The organism is Shewanella sediminis HAW-EB3 (assembly GCF_000018025.1).
In the GTDB taxonomy this organism is placed as follows: Bacteria; Pseudomonadota; Gammaproteobacteria; order Enterobacterales; family Shewanellaceae; genus Shewanella; species Shewanella sediminis.
Genome location: NC_009831.1, coordinates 4074760 through 4094741 on the forward strand (window position 1 = coordinate 4074760; position 19982 = coordinate 4094741).

At 47.2% G+C, this 19982-nt stretch carries 15 protein-coding genes; 10 read left to right on the forward strand and 5 right to left on the reverse strand.

Annotated elements, in window-relative coordinates; all coding sequences use genetic code 11:
• Positions 1-74 precede the first annotated feature (74 nt).
• The gene (gene ubiU / locus SSED_RS17510) at positions 75-1076 is read left to right on the forward strand and encodes a ubiquinone anaerobic biosynthesis protein UbiU (RefSeq protein WP_012143684.1); all 1002 of its coding nucleotides are present in this window, start codon (positions 75-77) and stop codon (positions 1074-1076) included.
• Between the two features lie 31 nt (positions 1077-1107).
• The gene (locus SSED_RS17515) at positions 1108-1968 is read left to right on the forward strand and encodes a U32 family peptidase (protein WP_012143685.1); all 861 of its coding nucleotides are present in this window, start codon (positions 1108-1110) and stop codon (positions 1966-1968) included.
• Positions 1969-1995: 27 nt separating this feature from the next.
• Here the strand turns inward: SSED_RS17515 and SSED_RS17520 are convergent, their stop codons facing one another.
• Entirely contained in the window at positions 1996-2724 is a 729-nt protein-coding gene (locus SSED_RS17520) for a hypothetical protein (RefSeq protein WP_012143686.1), read from the reverse strand.
• A gap of 512 nt (positions 2725-3236) precedes the next feature.
• Between SSED_RS17520 and SSED_RS17525 the strand changes: the two genes are divergently transcribed.
• From SSED_RS17525 to SSED_RS17535, 3 genes are all read left to right on the forward strand, one after another.
• Positions 3237-4592: a YjiH family protein gene (locus tag SSED_RS17525; protein ID WP_041421772.1), complete on the forward strand. Its 1356-nt coding sequence runs from the start codon at positions 3237-3239 to the stop codon at positions 4590-4592.
• A gap of 203 nt (positions 4593-4795) precedes the next feature.
• On the forward strand, positions 4796-8470 hold the full coding sequence (locus SSED_RS17530; RefSeq protein ID WP_223295923.1) for a two-component regulator propeller domain-containing protein: 3675 nt from the start codon (positions 4796-4798) through the stop codon (positions 8468-8470).
• Between the two features lie 98 nt (positions 8471-8568).
• Positions 8569-8973, forward strand: a complete 405-nt coding sequence (locus tag SSED_RS17535; protein ID WP_012143689.1) for a CBS domain-containing protein — start codon at positions 8569-8571, stop codon at positions 8971-8973.
• Between the two features lie 29 nt (positions 8974-9002).
• Here the strand turns inward: SSED_RS17535 and SSED_RS17540 are convergent, their stop codons facing one another.
• Together SSED_RS17540 and SSED_RS17545 are read right to left on the reverse strand one after the other, a co-directional pair.
• A complete protein-coding gene (locus SSED_RS17540) occupies positions 9003-10433 on the reverse strand; it encodes an NCS2 family permease (protein WP_012143690.1) in 1431 nt (476 codons plus the stop codon).
• Positions 10434-10775: 342 nt separating this feature from the next.
• Complete coding sequence (locus tag SSED_RS17545; RefSeq protein ID WP_012143691.1) at positions 10776-11243, reverse strand: SecDF P1 head subdomain-containing protein; 468 nt, start codon at positions 11241-11243, stop codon at positions 10776-10778.
• Positions 11244-11455: 212 nt separating this feature from the next.
• Here SSED_RS17545 and torE point away from each other — a divergent pair, with 212 nt between their 5' ends.
• The 4 genes from torE to torD all read left to right on the forward strand — a co-directional run bounded on the left by torE (position 11456) and on the right by torD (position 16102).
• Positions 11456-11626 carry a trimethylamine N-oxide reductase system protein TorE gene (gene torE / locus SSED_RS17550; RefSeq protein WP_012143692.1) on the forward strand — a complete coding sequence of 57 codons (171 nt, stop codon included), beginning with the start codon at positions 11456-11458 and terminating at the stop codon, positions 11624-11626.
• 55 nt (positions 11627-11681) lie between these two features.
• Positions 11682-12860, forward strand: coding sequence for a pentaheme c-type cytochrome TorC (gene torC / locus SSED_RS17555; protein ID WP_012143693.1), 1179 nt, complete (start codon positions 11682-11684; stop codon positions 12858-12860).
• A 105-nt stretch (positions 12861-12965) separates the two neighbouring features.
• Positions 12966-15458: a trimethylamine-N-oxide reductase TorA gene (torA, locus tag SSED_RS17560; protein ID WP_012143694.1), complete on the forward strand. Its 2493-nt coding sequence runs from the start codon at positions 12966-12968 to the stop codon at positions 15456-15458.
• Positions 15455-16102 carry a molecular chaperone TorD gene (gene torD, locus SSED_RS17565; RefSeq protein WP_012143695.1) on the forward strand — a complete coding sequence of 216 codons (648 nt, stop codon included), beginning with the start codon at positions 15455-15457 and terminating at the stop codon, positions 16100-16102. Before torA ends, torD begins: the two co-directional genes overlap by 4 nt.
• 116 nt (positions 16103-16218) lie before the next feature.
• On the opposite strand, the gene SSED_RS17570 is transcribed toward torD, so the two are convergent.
• A complete protein-coding gene (locus SSED_RS17570) occupies positions 16219-16470 on the reverse strand; it encodes a DUF3624 domain-containing protein (protein WP_012143696.1) in 252 nt (83 codons plus the stop codon).
• Between the two features lie 371 nt (positions 16471-16841).
• On the opposite strand from SSED_RS17570, the gene SSED_RS17575 reads away from it, so the two are divergent.
• A complete protein-coding gene (locus tag SSED_RS17575; protein WP_012143697.1) occupies positions 16842-18464 on the forward strand; it encodes an ethylbenzene dehydrogenase-related protein in 1623 nt (540 codons plus the stop codon).
• Positions 18465-18651: 187 nt separating this feature from the next.
• Here the strand turns inward: SSED_RS17575 and SSED_RS17580 are convergent, their stop codons facing one another.
• The gene (locus SSED_RS17580; RefSeq protein WP_012143698.1) at positions 18652-19911 is read right to left on the reverse strand and encodes a DEAD/DEAH box helicase; all 1260 of its coding nucleotides are present in this window, start codon (positions 19909-19911) and stop codon (positions 18652-18654) included.
• Positions 19912-19982 lie beyond the last annotated feature (71 nt).

Below are 19982 nucleotides of genomic sequence, written 5' to 3' on the forward strand. Positions count from 1 at the left end.
TTATATCAAGAATTCGATATCCATTCCCTTTTAAACTTCATTTTATTATTTTGGGAGTACTTCGGAGCACGAATATGGAACTGCTGTGTCCAGCAGGTAACCTGGCATCACTAAAAACGGCATTGAATGCCGGTGCCGATGCCGTCTACTTGGGCTTAAAGGATGATACCAACGCCAGATCATTCGCGGGACTGAACTTTACCCCGAAAAAGCTACGAGAAGCGGTACAATTTACCAAGAAGCAGGGTAAAAAGATCTTCCTCACCATCAATACATTTCCAAAACCGGGTGAGGAGAAGCGTTGGTATGAAGCGGTAGATATTGCAGCCAATACGGGGATCGATGCCTTGATTGTGGCAGACTTGTCACTGCTCGATTACGCTCATAGCCGCTACCCGCACCTGCCTCTTCATCTATCGGTCCAGGCCAGCGCGACCAACCTGGGCGCATTGCAGCTCTATAAAGAGGAGTTCAATATCGAGCGCGCCGTTTTACCACGAGTGCTTTCGATGAAACAGGTGAGAGATCTTGCTAAAGTCACGCCGGTTGATCTTGAGGTGTTCGCCTTTGGTAGCCTGTGCATCATGGCCGAAGGACGCTGTCATCTTTCATCTTACGTCACGGGTCAGTCCCCGAATACCGGCGGGTCTTGCTCCCCGGCAAAACATGTACGTTGGCAGGAAGAGGGACAAGACAGATTAACTCGTCTTAACGAGGTATTAATCGATAAGTCAGGCATTGATGAACAGATGGGTTACCCCGTCGTCTGTAAGGGGCGCTACATCACAGAAGGTGACAACGCTCCATCACACCTGCTCGAGTCGCCAACCAGCCTTAATACCCTGAGCCTACTGCCAGAATTGGCCAAAGCAAATGTCGTATCGTTAAAAATCGAAGGCAGACAACGTAGCCCGGCCTATGTAGAGCAGGTTACGAAAGTATGGCGCAACGCCATAGATACCTATCTCAGAGACCCACAAAATTATCAAACGCAAGCAGAGTGGGACAGAGCACTCTCTAAAGTATCCGAAGGGCAGACCACAACATTGGGTGCCTATGAGCGTACCTGGCAGTGATAAAATTGGTGTTCGAACACAGGAAGATAAAATGAAAGCATCACTCGGCCCTCTGCTTTATTGCTGGCCAAAAGAGAAGGTAATGGAGTTTTACAAATCCGTTGCCGATAGTTCGATCCCATTAGTTTATTTGGGCGAAACCATATGCAGTCGACGACGAGAACTCAAATTTTCTGACTATATGGAAATAGCGAATATGTTGAGAGAGTCGGGTAAAGAGGTCGTTATCTCTACATTGGCCCTACTCGAAGCCCCCTCTGAATATAGCGAATTGAAGAAACAGGTCGCTAATGGTGAGTTTATCATCGAAGCCAATGATATGGGGGCCGTTCAGGCTGCCAAGGAAAAAGGCCTGCCCTTTATTTGCGGACCAACGGTAAATAACTATAATCTGGCCAGCTTAAAAAAACTTCATGCTTGGGGCATGCAGCGATTCGTAATGCCCGTTGAGTTATCAAAAAACTGGCTAAATACGGTACTTTCGGTCGAGAAACCAGGATTCGAGGTTGAAGTATTCGGACACGGGTATCTGCCTCTTGCACTCTCTGCACGTTGTTTTACAGCCCGGCATCAAGGGCTGGCAAAGGATAAATGTCAAACCATCTGTCTCTCAAACCCAAAGGGGCTGTTGGCCCAAACTCAGGAATCTCAACCGCTACTGAGATTGAACGGTATACAGACACAATCGGCGGCCTGTATCGATCTTTCACCTGAAATTGGTGAGATGGCAAAAATGGGAGTGGATTACTTCAGGGTATCGCCTTCCGGCATGCAGTGTATTTCGCTTGCGGAGCAGCTTTTTGAAGCCGATGTTTCGGGGCGTGTAGCGAATACAGAAGATCGCTGTAACGGCTACTGGTATCAAGAGGCTGGCTTTAATAATCTGAGTTAAGTGCAACGTCAAACAAGGCTGTAGGGATTAACTCCTTATGGCCTTGCTCTTCTCACCTTCCTCAACCTGCTTGATTTGTGCTTGATTTCTCAGGCTTTGTACCATGCCCATTCCCCAAAGCATAAACAGAGTCAGACTTAACCACTCAAGAGTTGCCGGCCACCAGATATCGGGTCTGGGTAACTCCATCACCATCTCTTGGTAAAACTGCTTGTCTCCCGCTATCAACCCTAAGTCTATATGGGAAAGCACTAAGAAACATAAGAAGCTGATAAAGGTTAATATGCCGGTAACGGCATTCCAGCTCGAGTAAAACAGTCTCCCCTTCATCGATAGGTATACGAGATAGAGAAAAGAGCTAAAACTACCGAAATAGAAAAAATACTTAATCGCCATGGTATGCAGATGGTATACGTTGACAGGAAATAATCCGGCTGCCGCAAGTGACATAAACGTTAGTACCAAGGAGAGAAATAATGAATAAAGTAGTTTGCTGTCGATCAGTTGAATAGAGAAAAGGCAAAATAAAATCAAACTTAAACTGCCAAAGAAGAGCCCACCATTAATCACCACAGCAAAGGTTGAATGCCCATAGTGACCAAGCTCACTGAGAGTATGATTAAAGAAGTTGAAGTTATGGCCTTCAAAGTCTTGAAAGCCTAAGGCGGATAGAATAACGCCCATCAAAAGCCCGACAATTCCCAGCGTCCCGAACTTAAACGCAAGACTGGATAGCTTTATACTCTTCTCTATCATATTTCCTTAGTTCACCAATACACTAGCCGAATAACATATATGGAATCATGTTCTATTAACGAGGTCTAGCTCAGATTTTTTACAATTATCTTTCAAGAATCGCTTGCCCTCTACTAACCTACTTTAATATTGGAATAAAAAACAAGACTCTTTCGGATGATAACAACTGCGGCATGAGAGTTTTTATGCCGCTCCCAAGTCTCCCTCCGCTACACAACAGCACCAACCTTTTTCGCGAAACAAGTTTATCCATATGTTTTAACAAGCTATTCACCAAAAAGTACATGGTGCATTATCCCGCCAGTGAGTTACAATATAAATACTCAAAAAGATGTAATAACTATTCTCTTTTCGTGGTTAACCTAATCCGCCCAGAGAAACGATTTACATACTGTAATTAAGGGGGTAACCTTGCCAGCCTTAATTTGAATGGATATTCATAGCATATTTCAAATTGGATGAAATGATAACTTATTGCAATTGTGCCAAACCGACAATTTAGAGTAAAAAAAGTGGCTGAAAAACAAACCCATAACATAAAAACGATACTGACATTTATTATTCCGTCATTAATAGGGCTATTACTATTTATGACACCTATCAGCTATCAGGACGCGATTACCATTCCTATCGCTATCGTTTCAAAAGGCCTGCAGGCTCTCCTTGGTGATGCATTAACTGCCATAGTGACTGGCGTGGTTGTTTTCACCGCGCTGGCATCAGCGATGACCAAGTTACTGAAACCTGCATTTATCACTAGCAATGCCTTTTTAAACTCTCTGCTCAACATTTCACCTATGTGGCTATTAACCAGAATATTAGGTGCAGTGTTTATCTTACTGACATTTTCAGGTGTGGGTCCGGAAGCGATTCGCTCAGGAGATACCGGCGCGCTGGTCTTGAACGACCTACTTCCGGTACTGTTTTGTGTGTTTATATTCGCTGGAATGTTACTGCCACTCCTGCTTAATTTTGGTTTGCTGGAGCTATTCGGCACCATGTTAACCAAAATAATGAGACCCATATTCAATCTGCCGGGACGTAGTGCCATCGACTGTATGGCTTCCTGGCTTGGCGACGGTAGTGTAGGGATCTTGATGACGAGCAAGCAGTACGAATCTCGTCTCTATACTCAAAGGGAAGCTGCGGTAATTGGTACCACATTCTCGGCCGTGTCTATTACCTTTTCTTTAGTGGTTATCTCCCAGGTCAGATTAGAACACATGTTCGTCCCCTTCTACCTGACGGTTTGTTTGGCTGGTATTATGGCGGCTATTATCGTGCCTAAGCTGCCCCCCTTATGTTGGAAAAAAGACAAGTATATTGACGATACTCCAAGGCATCCTGATGACGAAGTGATCCCTGACGGGCACGGTGTTTTCTCTTGGGGACTCGATCAGGCGCTCAATAAGGCATCGAAAGCCGGCGGGATCAAACATACGCTCACAGATGGCCTTAAAAATGTCATCGATATGGTATTTGGTGTCATACCAGTCGTTATGGCCATAGGCACAGTTGCCTTGATTATCGCCGAATATACGCCGATATTTGATTATCTGGGTATGCCTTTCATCCCACTACTCGAGCTATTGCAAGTTCCGGAGGCGACTGAGGCATCAAAAACCATCGTGGTTGGCTTTGCTGATATGTTTATTCCTTCAATTCTGGCAAGCTCAATCGAGTCAGATATGACGCGTTTTGTCATTGCGGCAATGTCAGTCACTCAGCTTATCTACATGAGTGAAGTGGGTGCCTTACTTCTTGGCAGTAAAATACCGGTCAATATCTTCGAGCTATTTGTCGTATTCATTTTACGTACTCTGGTCACCTTACCTATCATTGCCGGTGTTGCTCACCTGATCTTCTAGATAAGTTTTATACCAATCGGTATTAAGTAAAAAAAAGAGTGGCTTTGCCACTCTTTTTTTTATCCCATCACTTCGCCTCGCACTTTTACGATTTACTTCTAAACTTAAAGACTTAACAGACACAAATAATTAAAGAAAAACTCACCGGAATGAGAATTCACATCTTCATTTTGACATGGCTATTAGGGTGTATACCTCTCACCATGGCCAAACAGCCAGACTTCGACTTCTATGAAGCCGAAGATGGTCTGTCTATGAATACGGTCAACGATATCGTTACCGACAGTGATGGATTTCTCTGGGCCGCAACTCAGGCAGGCCTCAACCGTTTTGACGGTAAAAACTTCAAGGTTTACGACGTCACCAATGACCAACATGGACCAAGTGGAAAGCACATCACCCGACTGTTTTATGGGCAGAAAAAACAACTCTGGTTACTCACAAAAAACGATGGAGTAAACCAATATCATCCAAGTCACGACACCTTTAGCTTCTACCACCATTTAAACAGTCCACTACCCGATACTGAATTTACCGATCTCAGTCAGGACAGCGATGGCAATATATGGCTGGCAACAAAGGCCGATGGCCTTATTCATTACTCACCCACAGAGAATAAAATTATTCATCGATTCACCGATGACTCTCAAGAAAACAGTCAAGCAAACAAGCTTATCAGTAACCGGATCACCCGACTCTTTACCGATAAATTCGAGCGCCTGTGGATAGCATCGGACAGAGGCCTCTCCCTGCTGACCCCGGAATTAAACCTCACTCACTTTCCTAACGACAACACCTTAATTGAGGGGCAAATCACCAGTGTAGAGAGCGGGCAGAGTAACACTCTCTGGATAGGAACCAAGAGTAAGGGGTTATATTTATTAGACATTCACACAAACAGCTTCAAGCACATCGACACAGCTATCGGACTCGAAGGCAACCGAATAACCAATTTAAAAAAAGACAGACTTGGTAAGCTCTGGATAGGACTAGAGAAAAAAGGGGTAGCAAGATACTCCCCCCAGCACAAAACTATCGAGTTCTTCTCCGGTGCGGCTAAAAATCGCCATCAACTCAATAGCCCTTTGGTCACCTCTCTGGCCATAGACAGTGCTCATCAACTTTGGATTGGCACTAAGGGGGGCGGGCTCAATAAAACCTTTCTAAACGCCGAAAGTTTTGGTCATATGCACCCGCAGAGTTTTGCCGATAACCGCCTTAGTAACGGCAATGTCAGAAGCATATTCAGGGACCATCGACAACAGCTTTGGATAGGCACGGCCAAGGGGCTATATCAGGCCCAGGAGGATGAGAACAGACAGATTATCGGCTTTAAACCTTTCGTGGTACCGGGTTCTAAACTATCTCAGAGTTTTATCAGTTTCATGAAGGAGGACAAATTCGCTCGATTTTGGGTTGGCACACGAGGGGAAGGTTTGTTTATCTTCACCCCGGATAAACAGAGCTACATTCACTACAAACACAATCTGGCCAACAGTAATGGCTTACCCAGTGATCATCTTTTTAGCCTCTATTTTGACAGCGATAATAGTGCCTGGATAACGACTATGGATGCCGGCGTCGCAAAATATATCAGCGAGGCCAGAGGGTTTACCCATTTCCAATATGACAAAAATGACGCGAACTCATTGGCAAGTAACGAGGTAACTAACTTAACCCAAGACAAAGAGGGAAACTACTGGTTCACTTCCTACGACGCAGGACTGACCCGATTATCCATCGATGGAGTCTTTACTCGCTTCAACACCGACACTCAGGCAGACTTTCCCGATGATCAGTTGATGTCCGTCTTCATGGGTGAAAATAACATCTTATGGATAGGCTCCAGTAATGGCATCTTCTCTTTCAATCCCCGCACCCATGACACCCAGCTCTTTAATACTGACAAGGGGCTCATCGGAAACCTCGCTTACCTGACTCTGATGGATAACAAACAAAACCTCTGGGTAGGCACGGCATCGGGCCTTAGTATGTTTGATACCCATGATTTTAGCGTTAAAAACTACACTAACATCGATGGACTTCAGGATAATGAATTTAATTTCGGAGCAGGTTTTCTCGATGACGACAACCGCATCTACCTCGGGGGAATTAATGGTTTTAACCAATTCAGGGCAAATCAACTCCCTACTCTACACCCACCCAGGGAACCAAGAATTGATACCCTATCGATTCTAAATAAAGACCAATCGAGTGATATGCGACATAAAAACAGCTCAATACCTGAAGAGAGCCAGCTTACATTATCCCATCACGATGATATTTTCTCTCTCTATTATCTTAGTCCTGAGTTACATAGAGCCAATAGATTAACCTATGAATACAAAATGATAGGTTTGCATGACAAATGGATCACGGGCCATCCGGACCAAGTAGCCCGCTTCACGGGTATAGCATCGGGAGACTACACTTTTCTCTTAAGAGCCAAAGATATTAACGGCCAATACAGCCCGGTCAGACGAGTGGATATTCAAATACTTCCCACGCCTTGGTTATCTTGGTGGGCCTACTGTCTATACATCACGGGATTCATCTCTCTGTTTTTTTTGTTGCTCTACTCTAAGTCGAAAAAATACCGTCAACAGAGTCGATTATTCACAGAAATTGAGAAGAGTGAACAGAGGCTTCAGCTGGCTCTATGGGGAAGCGGTGATGAATTCTGGGATTGGGATATCGATACTCAGGAGGTGATACGGAGTAATACTTTCCTGAAATACCCCGATAGGGAGACCAACCTGAATGACACCATGAAACAATGTATTCATCCGGACGATTACCGTGAAATTGCAGCAGAAATTGATCTCTGCATGAATCAAGGCCAAGATAAATTTAAGTTGATGTACCGTTCAATACTGGGGGATGGAACCTGGCTATGGGTCCTGAATAGAGGCCAGGTGATCACCAGAGATCCGCTTGGAAAACCAACACGAATAGCCGGTACGATCAAAAACATTCAGGCTCAAAAAGATAATGAAGCCACATTAACAGCGCTCAATCGTGACTTAGAAACCAGAGTGCTCGAAAGAACGAGTGAGCTGCAACATAAAAACGATGAACTCAAAGAGACACTCGAAGAGCTAAAGCTGACTCAAACTGAACTCCTCGATAAAGAGAAGATGGCCACCCTCGGCGGACTGGTCGCCAGCATCACACATGAAGTTAACACCCCTATAGGTATCAGTGTCACCGCTTCATCCCATCTTCAGGAGAGCGTAAGGCTATTCAATAAACACTATGCCGATGGTGAGGTATCCCATGAAGATTTTGAAGAGTATCAAACTGAAGTTCATGATTGCTCAAAGCTAATACTCACCAACCTGGAACGAGCATCCAAACTAATCAAGAGCTTTAAACAGGTCTCGGTCGATCAGTCCCATGAAGAGATCCGGGAATTTAACCTTAAGACCTATTTAGATGAGATATTTCTCTCCCTCAACCCTATGCTTTCACGTACTGTGCATGAGTATGAATACACCTGTCCGGATGACCTTTTCATTAAGAGTAATCCGGGGACCTTCTATCAAATTGTGAGCAATCTATTCAATAACTCCGTCATTCACGCATTCCCCGATGGACACTCGGGTCACTTATCCCTCCATATAACCAAGACAGGACATGGTATCGACTTAAGCTACCGAGATGATGGTTGCGGAATACCCATACAGGTTCAAGATAAAATATTCGATCCCTTCTTTACCACCAAACGGGGTAAAGGCGGTAGCGGGTTAGGCATGAATATAGTCTATAACTTAGTGACGCAGATGCTAGGTGGTGAAATAACCTTGCACTCAGAAAAGGATAAAGGCTGTCAATTCAATATATCCCTTCCTAAAAGCATTTTAGTTAATACAAAATAATTCTCTTTTCAATCGCTCTCAATTACTGCTATAAATATGTACACTAGGAATTATTTATTCTTTGTGATGAATCGTTTACGGGAATGAGGGGGCCTGATATGAAGATTAAAATATCGGAAATTATGAGTACCAGAGTGGTCACCATAGAGATGGATGACAGGCTGTCTGTTGCCAAAGAGATATTTGAAAATGCGCCCTTTCACCATCTACTGGTTATCGAAGACGATGAACTGCAGGGTGTCCTGTCCGAACGTGACTATTTGCGAGCCTTGAGCCCCCATGTTGGCAACATCAATGAAACGGAGCGAGATAGTGAAACCCTGCAGAGAAGGGCCCATCAGGTGATGTCGAGAAACCCGGTCACGATTGCGCCACATAAAACACTAAATGAAGCCAGTCGACTAATGCTTGAGCACAATATAGGCTCTCTACCCGTCTTGAAACGGGGAAAGATAGTGGGGATCATCACCTGGAAGGATCTATTAAGGGCCTATTCACATTAAATAGTGCCAGGCCCTCTTCGTCTCGGACGTTAGATTGCCCAACCGCCCATATAGAAGACGACAAGCCCTAAGGTTATCGCTACCACACCCGGCTTTAATGCACGCCACTCTCCGCTGGCGAGACGCCCGACGACTAACGTCACGAAGCCCAACATAATACCGGTGACAATATTACAGCTTAAGATGATAAAGACCGCACAGGTGAGTCCCGCCATGGCATCAATTTTGTCATCGAAATCCAGCTTAGTCACATTACTAAGCATCAATAATCCCACATACATCAGAGCCGGCGCAGTCGCATAGGCTGGGACCAGATAACTTAAGGGTGCCAAAAACATCATCAGCAGAAACAGGATGCCAACGATTGTCGCTGTCAGACCCGTTTTACCACCGGCCGCAGTACCCGCAGCAGACTCGATATATACGGCGGCAGGAGCGCCACCGACGGCGCCGGCGACGATACTGCTGACAGAATCAGAGGTTAGTGCTTTCCCTCCACCGACAATATTATCTTTCTCGTCGAGTAGCTCAGCTTGTCCGGCGACCGCACGAATTGTTCCGGTGGCATCGAATATCGCGGTCATGACTAAGGCGAGCACTATAGGAAGCACGACAGGGTTTAACGCCCCCATAATATCCAATTGACCGATAAGTGATTGCTCAGACATTAGATTTGGCCAGGCAAAAAGACCTTGATATTGAACCGAAGGATCGAATATCAAGCCAAACACAGACAGCGCTATAATAACGAGCAATATGCCACCAGGCACACCGCGTCGCTCTAAGCCAATAGTCGCAGCCAAGCCGACAATCGTCGCGATGACCGGAAGGCTATGAATATCACCCAGTTTTACCGGTAGCCCCGCATCATTGCCCACAATCAACTGCACACTATTTGTCGCAATTAACAATAAAAACAAACCGATACCTATACCCGTACCGTGAGCGATACCCTTGGGTAAGTTTGTTAGTACCCACTGACGAATGCCGGTAACACTGACTAAGGTAAATACAATTCCCATCAAGAAGATGGCACCAAGGGTGACGGGAATGGAGATCCCCTGCCCTAATACCATGCTAAATGCAGTAAATGCCGTGAGTGAGATAGCGCAACCGATCGCCATCGGCAAATTGGCCCACAGCCCCATTAACAGGGAGCCGAAAGCAGCAATTAAACAGGTCGAAATAAACACGGCTCCGGGGTCAAAGCCTGCGGCGCCTAACATATTAGGTACCACAATGACCGAATAGACCATGGCGAGGAACGTGGTTAAACCGGCTATCACTTCACACTTTATGGTGCTGCCACGCTGTGAGATGCTGAAGTATCGGTCTAATACCGAAGTCGGTGCCGAGCCAGAAGCTGATTTAGTTGTAGAGGGTTGAGCTGTAGATTCTTGAACTGTAGATTCTTGAGTTGTAGATAGTACTGGGGTAGGGCTTGTCTGTTCAGACTGCATAATATTATACCTTATTGATCTCTTAAATTTTGGAAGGCTATGGCAGGTGAGAGCCCCGCAAAAAGCGGGTGAGAGATCCACTAATACTTTTCTGTATTTATAGTGACCTGCAAGTTTTAACACTTTCGATTTAACACTCTTACTTTGAAACATTGAGCGCTAACGGTATGAAACTATGCCAATAGTTACATTCCATCTGGATTAGTATTTCATTCCATCAAGAACAGATTATCCACTGGCAACACAGCCTTTGTTGGCGGCGGATTCTACAGCAATAGCCCAATAGCACAAAGAGGATTGAGAACAAACTGTGATTTAAACAATTAATTTAAGGCTAGTTTTCTAATCACCAAAAGATAAGAGCAGATGTGAGATCAGCTTCTCGTTCAATCCGGTGATAACCATGCTTCCCCCTAACCCCATCTGAATGGTCGCGACGTTAACTACCTCCTCATCAAGCATGATAAGCATTCGATTGCCAATATGATGACTGGTGGCCGCAAAAAGCTTCTCGCCACCGGCGGGAGTTAATTGCAGGAGTAGACTAGTCGGGCTATGGGGCTTCACAGAAGCGATATCTTCGTTGCCAATAATTGCCGGTTGTTTCAACTGCAGCGACTGACCCATGTAGCTCACTAACTTTGGCTCGCTATCAACATCTGTTGTATCTGATACCAGATAAAAACCTACCTGTGCTCCCTTTACCGGAGGCTGAGTCACAACTTCGCCCTCTACTTCTGAGCTGCTGCAAGCCGTATTGAAAAAAACAGCAAAAAATAAGATAAGTCCAAAGTTAGAAAAACCTTTCATAAATACCCCAAAAAAACGATTTAAATACAAATATATCATCTCCCGCTCACAGTCCCTACTGATGCCATCGAATCCGGAACGATACTGCCTCCTCACCTTGTTCATATTTTTTCATAATTTAACTAAAACCATTCATTGCAGGCATGACAGCCATTCACAACCATGCTCTATATTAGTTATATCAGAGATAAGATCATCAAAGAGAGTCAGTTATGGCACATCAAGAAGCCTCAGAATCAGCAAAACAAGTGAAATCGAAGGAGCTTAAAGCCCTGAGTGTCATCATATTCCTGCTTTTCCCAATTCTCACCATCACAGGTATCAGTGCCTACGGATTTATTATCTGGATGATCCAGGCATTTGGTGGCGTCGTCGCCCATTAACTTTTCCTGACACGGTCAGTCAAAAACAAATTAAAGATTTTTAAAGGATGCTGTTATGAAGTGGTTTATCAATATTTGGCGCACACTCAACAAGCCAGCCAAATTCCTCACCTTAGGTACGGTCAGTCTATCTGCCTTCCTGATGGGCATCATCTTCTGGGGTGGTTTCAATACCGCACTCGAGATGACCAATACCGAAGAGTTTTGTATTAGCTGCCACAGTATGGAGAGCAAGCCATACCAAGAGCTACAGGAGACCGTTCACTGGTCAAATCATTCCGGCGTTCGCGCGACGTGTCCGGATTGTCACGTACCACACAACTGGAGCCGCAAGATAGGTCGCAAAATTGAAGCGTCCCATGATATGTGGGGCTGGTTACTGCAAACCGTCAATACCAGTGAAAAGTTCGAAGCTAAACGCCTGGAGATGGCGAGCCGCGAATGGAAACGTTTCGACCGTGATAACTCGCTTGCCTGTAAAAACTGCCACAACTACGACTCGATGAAATGGGACAGCATGTCCAAGCTCGCACAGAAGCAGATGAAACGAGCGGCAGAGCTGGATCAAAGCTGTATCGATTGTCATAAGGGTATCGCTCATAAACTGCCTGACATGGGCACCTCTCGTGCACCTGAACTGATCGCGCAGGTAGGATCAGGCGAAAGTGCGCCACAGAGTGAACAAACCTACTTCACAGCACTAACCAAGCCACTTTTCTATAACGATAAAACGGATGTAGAAGCCGGCACCCTGAATATAGCAACCAAGGTCAAAGTATTAGAGACCAAGGGTAATCGCGTAAAGATCGGTATCGATGGCTGGCGTAAGAAGATTGGTGCGGGCCGCGTGATCTACTATGACTTCGGTCTCAACATTCTCTCAGCACAACTGACTAAAGATGCGGCTCTGGAAGAGGGTGTCATCGAAACCTTCGAAGAGAAGGAAGATCCGATGACAGGCCTAAAATGGCAACGCGTCGAAGCACAAATCTGGACAGATAAAGACTACCTGGTGAGTGACCTGCAACCACTTTGGGACTACGCACGTGACACATATACCACCAGCTGTAGCGTATGTCATACGCAGCCGGATGAAGCGCACTTCGATGCCAACACCTGGCCGGGTATGTTCCAGGGCATGATCGCGTTCGTCAATATGGACCAAGATACCCAGGCGCTGGTTCAAAAATACCTGCAAGAGCATTCATCGACGTTTGTCAAAACATCGCACTAATAAAGGACTGGAGTCATGAATAACAAATTACTGATTAACAGTCTGAGTGCAGCGCATTCTTACATAAACATTGACAAGTCAGCGCACTAATAAAGGACACGAATAATGAACAGAAGAGACTTTCTAAAAGGCTTAGTATCAACATCTTATGTTGTCCTAAGCGGAGCCTCGGTACTCGCTCCACTCAATGCCTTAGCCGCGTCTGGCGCCAAGTCAAAAGATGGCTGGTTAACAACGGGGTCGCACTTCGGTGCGTTCAAGATGAAGCGTAAGAATGGCGTCATTGACCAGGTAAAACCCTTCGACCTTGATAAATATCCAACGGATATGATCAATGGTATTAAGGGGCTGGTCTATAATCCATCTCGCGTTCGCTACCCTATGGTGCGTTTAGACTTCCTGCTTAAGGGACATAAGAGTGACACCACACAACGCGGTGATTTTCGCTTCGTTCGGGTAACCTGGGATAAGGCCCTCAACCTGCTTAAAGACTCACTCGATGAGGTGCAGTCTAAATATGGTCCATCTGGGCTACATGCAGGTCAAACCGGCTGGCGCGCCACGGGTCAGCTACACTCCAGCACCAGCCATATGCAACGTGCCATAGGCATGCACGGTAACTTCGTCAAGAAGGTGGGTGATTACTCAACGGGTGCAGGGCAAACCATTCTGCCTTACATCTTAGGCTCCACCGAGGTCTATGCGCAGGGTACTTCCTGGCCACTGATCCTCGAAGAATCGAACACCATTATTTTATGGTCAAACGATCCCTATAAGAACCTTCAGGTGGGCTGGAACGCCGAGACTCACGAGTCATTTGCCTATCTTGCTCAACTGAAAGAGAAGGTAAAGCAGGGCAAGATCCGCGTGATAAGCATAGATCCCGTGGTCACCAAGACACAGAAGTATCTGGGCTGTGAACAGCTCTACGTCAATCCACAAACCGACGTTGCTTTGATGCTGGGTATTGCCCATGAGATGGTGAGCAAAAAGCTGCACGATCAGAAGTTCATCGAAGGCTATAGCCTAGGCTTCGACCGATTCCTGCCTTACCTCATGGGTGAGAGCGACGGCGTCGCTAAGACGCCTGAATGGGCAAGCGAGATCACCGGCGTTTCGGCAGAGATCATCCGTGATTTAGCCAAAGTGATGACCAAAGGTCGCACTCAGATGATGATGGGCTGGTGTATTCAACGTCAACAACATGGCGAGCAGCCCTATTGGATGGCTGCCGTACTGGCTACCATGATAGGCCAGATTGGCCTGCCCGGTGGCGGCATCAGTTATGGTCACCACTACTCAAGCATTGGCGTACCCTCTTCAGGTGCCGCGGCGCCGGGGGCCTTCCCGCGTAACTTAGACGAAGATCAGAAGCCACTGTTCGATAGCAATGACTTTAAAGGCGCAAGCAGTACCATTCCTGTCGCCCGCTGGATCGACGCCATCATGGAGCCGGGAAAGACTATCGATGCCAATGGCTCGAAAGTCACCTACCCTGACATCAAGATGATGGTGTTCTCGGGTAACAACCCCTGGAACCATCACCAGGACAGAAACAAGATGAAGCAAGCTTTCCAGAAGCTTGAATGCGTCGTCACCATAGACATGAACTGGACCGCGACCTGTCGTTTCTCCGATATCGTACTGCCAGCCTGTACGACTTTCGAGCGTAACGATATCGACGTCTATGGCAGCTACGCAAACCGCGGTATTCTCGCCATGCAGAAGATGGTCGAGCCGCTGTTTGAGAGTCTCTCCGACTTTGAAATATTTACCCGTTTCGCCGCCATCATGGGCAAAGAGAAAGCATACACTCGTGGCATGACGGAGAAAGATTGGCTCATTAAACTCTACAACGATTGTAAAGCGGCCAATGCCGGTAAGTTTGATATGCCGGACTTCGAATCTTTCTGGAAAGAGGGTTACGTCCACTTCGGTGAGGGTAAGCCATGGACACGTCATGCGGACTTCAGGGACGATCCTGAGATCAATCCTCTCGGTACCCCTTCGGGTCTGATTGAGATCTTCAGCCGTAAGATCGCCCAGTATGGTTACGATGACTGCCCGGGTCACCCGACCTGGATGGAAAAACTCGAACGTAGCCACGGCGGACCCGGCTCCGATAAGTTCCCTGTCTGGATGCAATCTTGCCATCCCGACAAGCGTTTGCACTCTCAGATGTGTGAGTCCAAAGAGTATCGCGAAACCTATAGCGTACAGGGCCGCGAGCCGGTGTACCTGAGCCCCGTCGACGCGAAAAAACGTGGCATCAAAGATGGCGATATCGTTCGTGTATTTAACGACCGTGGTCAACTACTCGCCGGCGCTGTTGTCAGTGACAGCTTCCCACAGGGTGTCATACGTATCCACGAGGGTGCCTGGTATGGCCCTGTCGGCGAAGATGGCAGCAAAGAGGGCGGCGCAGAAATTGGTGCCCTATGCAGCTATGGCGATCCAAATACCCTGACTCAGGATATCGGCACATCAAAACTGGCTCAGGCCTGCTCTGCCTATACCTGTCTGGTTGAATTTGAGAAATATCAGGGTAAAGTACCCGAAGTAAGTTCTTTCAATGGACCTGTTGAGACACAGATATGAATAGAGAGCCGGTAACGGACAGTGCTATCAATCAAGCAAGGGGGATGGTCTATCAACTGCTATCCTCCCTGTTTGCCAAAGAGGTCGATCATCAACTTCTGCATGAGCTCACCGGTGAGCGAGCTCAAGGTTTCTTGGCACAACTGGCCAGCGAGCAGGCATTTAAAAGTGATGTCGATACTCTTGTGTCGGTACTCAATACGCTTAAATCGGATAAAGCCCTGCTGGAGCTTGCCGCCGATTACTGTGGCTTGTTTCTGGTCGGCACCAAGCACAGCGCCTCTCCCTACGCGAGCCTCTATCTGGATGATGCTCAGACTGGAACCGATGATGAGCCGACTCTGTTTGGAGAGCAACATCAGCTGATGCTACAGTTTTTGAAACAGAGCCAGCTTCAGGTGCAGAGCAGCTTCCCGGAGCCGGCCGATCACTTAGCCGTGATCTTGGCTTATGCCGCACACCTATGTAATACCAGTGATGAGGCTGCACAACTCGAATTTATTGAGTCATATCTCAATAATTGGATAGGAAACTTCGCCGCCAAGGTCACTCAATGTGATAGCGGCCAGTTTTACAGTGCGCTTACCCGCTTAACACAGAGCTGGATACAGGCCGAAGTGACAGGTCTGCGGGCAGAGCAGTAAAGCAGTTGTAAGTTGTAAGTTGTAAGTTGTAAGTTGTAAGAAAAGAATAGAGAAAGCGCCTGGGTCTCCCGGCGCTTTTTTTATTTAACCCGAGCTTAGGTTAAATGAGTGCCGGGTTATTTAAGCTCCCGCTCACCCAAAATGAAATGTCGATACGCCCACACCAGCAGGTGCAATAGCAGTAACCCCGAAAAGCTCACACAGAAAAACAGCAAGGCGATAGATTCGACGACTAAGGGCTGCTCATAATAGAAGCTGAACCATAACGGCCAGCTAATCAAAGACAGTATGGTGAGCTGCCACATACAGGTTTTACAACGACCAATCTTCTCTTTAAACACAGATGTGTTGCAAAAACGGCACCCCATCTCAACCTCATTCTTTATCAAACTGATTATCAAACCATCACAATGATACTCAGTAATATGACAAGGACAAAGCGCTTTCTCTCCTAGTGATTCAAAAGTCACTCACTTTAGCTAGCCATAAATTGAGCGGCTAACCGATCAAATCCTCATCACAAAAATCACCTCTTTAGCGGTCAAAAATTGATCCCCATCAATTAAGGTGCAAGTAAGAGTCACCTTTAAAAACCAACATCTAATCCATAGTCTACTGTTATCACATTGTTAAATTTACCGCTTTATAACTAAAATCGGAGAAGAAGAAATAAAACAATAAGTAAGCTTGCGCAGTGGCAAATAAATCATATCAAAACAGATTGTTAAGGAGAGACAAAATGAACAAGAAATTTTTAATTTCCGGGCTATTCGCCTCGTTATTTCTACTTGGGGGTTGTGGTGGAGATGATGGTGCCGATGGTGCAGATGGCCTAGCGGGGCCAGCAGGAGCCGATGGTACGAATGGAACGGACGGCGTCGACGGTGCCGATGGCGCGGATGGTGTCGGCGGAAGTACTCTGCCTCTGCCGACTTTAGAGGGCCATAATGGCGATCATGGCACCATCATGGCCTATGACGTACAAGCGGCCTATAACGGTGACACCTTCTTCTGGCGCTTATCTTATCGAGGCAATGAGGGCAAACGCCATCAGTATTTACGCTATGACGGCACCGCTTGGCAGAAGGAAGGCGGTGACAGGCGTGATGCCCAGGCAACCATAGACGGTGATGTCGATCAAGGCGACATGGGGCTGCTATCTACCATCTATGAGCAACGTACCTCTATCATGCTCAGCGATCCAACTCGTGCGGAAGCTGCGGGCGCCTTCGGTGAACAAGGTTGTTTCTTGAGCTGTCATGACGATAGCCGCCATATGCCTCAGTGGACGGCGGCGAACGGTCACGACGGTAAATATATTCTGCCTGGCGATGCAGGCGCCGAAGGTGATATAGCGGCCGATCTATGGCATTGGCGTGGCGCCAGAAGTAATCCGATTGCCATGGCTGACGATCAGTGGATCAAGACGACCGACTTCCCCGGCGGAGGTGGCGGTAATGCTCCCGGCGACGGTTCAGATAACGGTGGACGTAAAGGCGACGGAGGTCAAAGTGTATTCTTCAACCAGGGTCTCGATGTCGATGGCAACCCACAATACCTGCTGGATCCTACAACCACATTCGGGGAGCGTACTTTCGCCTGGAGCGATTTCTGGACCACACCATTTTATTACATGAGCATGCCTGACGCAGCGCAACTGGGACACACTACGCCTAATCCGCTTGCTGTTCCTTATGCCGACGTTTCCGGCGATTTCGTTCCTGTAGATGGCGATACAGTACCTAGACGAATTCTTAGAGCCGGTGCTGGTAGCCGGGCGGATATCACCGCATACGGAACAAGCTATACCCCTGAGTCGGGTGACGGCAATTTAGGTGTATGGAATGTTCAGATGCAACGAGCGCTTGATACCGGTAGTGCTACCGATGATATCGCCATGGTAGCGGGTGGAACTTACGATGCAGGTTTCGAAGTGCATCTTTGGGAGTACACCACCCGGGACCACTATGTCTCTTTCCCTAAGAAGATCACCTTAGGTGACCTTGGTGTTCCCGGCGCTATCGTTGCTCAGTCTCTTGCTGGAACGGGCCGGGATACATTGCCAAATTGGAGTGCTATTCCTGCGACACGTATCTGGTTGTTCCAACCAGGTATCAATAGTATCGACTTCCTCAACGGCGCGAATGCAACTGCGGGTCTGGTTTATACCGATCCTGTAACGGGAAGCCCTGTCGACCAGGTCCATGGTGGAGCGGGAAGCGTTACGGCCGGCGCCGCATGTAGCGATTGTCATAACGTGCTGGCGAATGATCCGACACCGCCACCACTATTTGATGCTGGCTCCATGGAAGCCTTGACCAAACAACGAGGCGGGATCTGGACCGATACTCCCGTCGATTAATCATGCTTAAGTAAAAGGAGGGGTACTAGAACAGGGATAAGATTGGCCCTGTTTAGATGGAGAAAGTGCCCGCCTAACGATAAAATCCTCCTGCTTCGCGGGGGGATTTTTTTATTTCTCACAGATTATCGAATGTGCTAATACCAATCAGTATAAAACCGACCGGTATAAACATAACCGACTTCATTTAACGCCTCGAACCCGGCTTCTTGCCACCTGAGGCTCTTCGCTTAGCTCTCTGTTTCTGCGCCGCTTTACTGTTCTTTCGGGTAACTGGCTCGGCTTTGGTTAAATCAGGTTCAAACCCCGGCAGCCATTGCTGGGGCAGCCGCGAGTCCAGTAACGCCTCGATCTCTTCGAGAAGGAGTGCATCTTCTTCACTGTACAAGGTGATAGCAAGCCCAGCATTTCCCGCACGGCCGGTGCGACCAATCCGGTGAATATAATCTTCGGCAATAAAGGGCAGTTCATAATTCACCACCACCTTCAGTTCCTCGACATCGAGTCCCCGCGCCGCAACATCGGTCGCGACCAAGACCTGAATCTCGCCTTGCTTAAACTGCTGCAATGCTTTTTCCCTTACCGCCTGTGACAGGTCACCATGAAACGCCTGCGCCTTAATGCCGGCCTTAACCATCTTAGCGGCGATATTATCGGCGCCCTGCTTTTTACGGCTGAATATCAGCACTTGCTGCCACAGCTTTGACTTGACCAGATGACAGATAAGCTCACTCTTCCTGTCGGCATCGACGGCATAAACGACCTGCTCCACTTTAGCGGCTAGCGTATTACGTTTATCCACCTCAATCAGCTTAGGGTCTTGCTGCAGACGTTTACTCAGGGCAAATACACTGGGATCGAATGTGGCGGAAAACAGCAGAGTCTGCCTCTTCGAGGGTACCTGTTTTAAAATGGCGTTAATCTCATCCTTAAAGCCCATATCTAACATGCGGTCGGCTTCATCGAAGACTAAGAAATTCAGCTGTTTCAACGTCAGCGAGCCGCGCCTGAGATGATCCAAAAGGCGACCCGGCGTCGCAACCAGAATATCGACACCCGCTTTTAAGGCATCGGCTTGAGCATCGATACTCACACCGCCGTAGACAATCGCGGTATTTAACCCCGAGTCCTTGCCGTACTTAGCGAAACTTTGATTAACCTGTAGCGCCAACTCTCTGGTCGGTGTCAGCACCAAGGCCCGCACAGGTTTTAGACTCACGGTTTGCTTCGTATCCGACAGTTCAACATCACACTCGCTAAGTTTTTGCAAAATGGGCAAGGCAAATGCGGCGGTTTTCCCGGTTCCCGTTTGTGCGCCGGCCATAATATCCTGTCCGGCTAAAATAACCGGAATGGCATGAGCCTGTATCGGCGTAGGTGATGAATAACCTAACTCAGACAGCAGGGTTATAAGTTTTTGACTCAAAGCCATAGATGAAAAAGACATGACACGGCACCACAGAAAACGACATAAATAGTTGCCGGGGAGTTTAACAGAATTCCCTATAAGGTGAGAAT

What these genes read in the sequence shown, in the direction of transcription:
- ubiU (WP_012143684.1), top strand. Translation starts at nt 75, where the DNA reads ATGGAACTGCTGTGTCCAGCAGGTAACCTGGCATCACTAAAAACGGCA.
- SSED_RS17515 (WP_012143685.1), top strand. Translation starts at nt 1,108, where the DNA reads ATGAAAGCATCACTCGGCCCTCTGCTTTATTGCTGGCCAAAAGAGAAG.
- SSED_RS17520 (WP_012143686.1), bottom strand. Translation starts at nt 2,724, where the DNA reads ATGATAGAGAAGAGTATAAAGCTATCCAGTCTTGCGTTTAAGTTCGGG.
- SSED_RS17530 (WP_223295923.1), top strand. Translation starts at nt 4,796, where the DNA reads ATGGCCAAACAGCCAGACTTCGACTTCTATGAAGCCGAAGATGGTCTG.
- SSED_RS17535 (WP_012143689.1), top strand. Translation starts at nt 8,569, where the DNA reads ATGAAGATTAAAATATCGGAAATTATGAGTACCAGAGTGGTCACCATA.
- SSED_RS17540 (WP_012143690.1), bottom strand. Translation starts at nt 10,433, where the DNA reads ATGCAGTCTGAACAGACAAGCCCTACCCCAGTACTATCTACAACTCAA.
- SSED_RS17545 (WP_012143691.1), bottom strand. Translation starts at nt 11,243, where the DNA reads ATGAAAGGTTTTTCTAACTTTGGACTTATCTTATTTTTTGCTGTTTTT.
- torE (WP_012143692.1), top strand. Translation starts at nt 11,456, where the DNA reads ATGGCACATCAAGAAGCCTCAGAATCAGCAAAACAAGTGAAATCGAAG.
- torC (WP_012143693.1), top strand. Translation starts at nt 11,682, where the DNA reads ATGAAGTGGTTTATCAATATTTGGCGCACACTCAACAAGCCAGCCAAA.
- torA (WP_012143694.1), top strand. Translation starts at nt 12,966, where the DNA reads ATGAACAGAAGAGACTTTCTAAAAGGCTTAGTATCAACATCTTATGTT.
- torD (WP_012143695.1), top strand. Translation starts at nt 15,455, where the DNA reads ATGAATAGAGAGCCGGTAACGGACAGTGCTATCAATCAAGCAAGGGGG.
- SSED_RS17570 (WP_012143696.1), bottom strand. Translation starts at nt 16,470, where the DNA reads ATGGGGTGCCGTTTTTGCAACACATCTGTGTTTAAAGAGAAGATTGGT.
- SSED_RS17575 (WP_012143697.1), top strand. Translation starts at nt 16,842, where the DNA reads ATGAACAAGAAATTTTTAATTTCCGGGCTATTCGCCTCGTTATTTCTA.
- SSED_RS17580 (WP_012143698.1), bottom strand. Translation starts at nt 19,911, where the DNA reads ATGTCTTTTTCATCTATGGCTTTGAGTCAAAAACTTATAACCCTGCTG.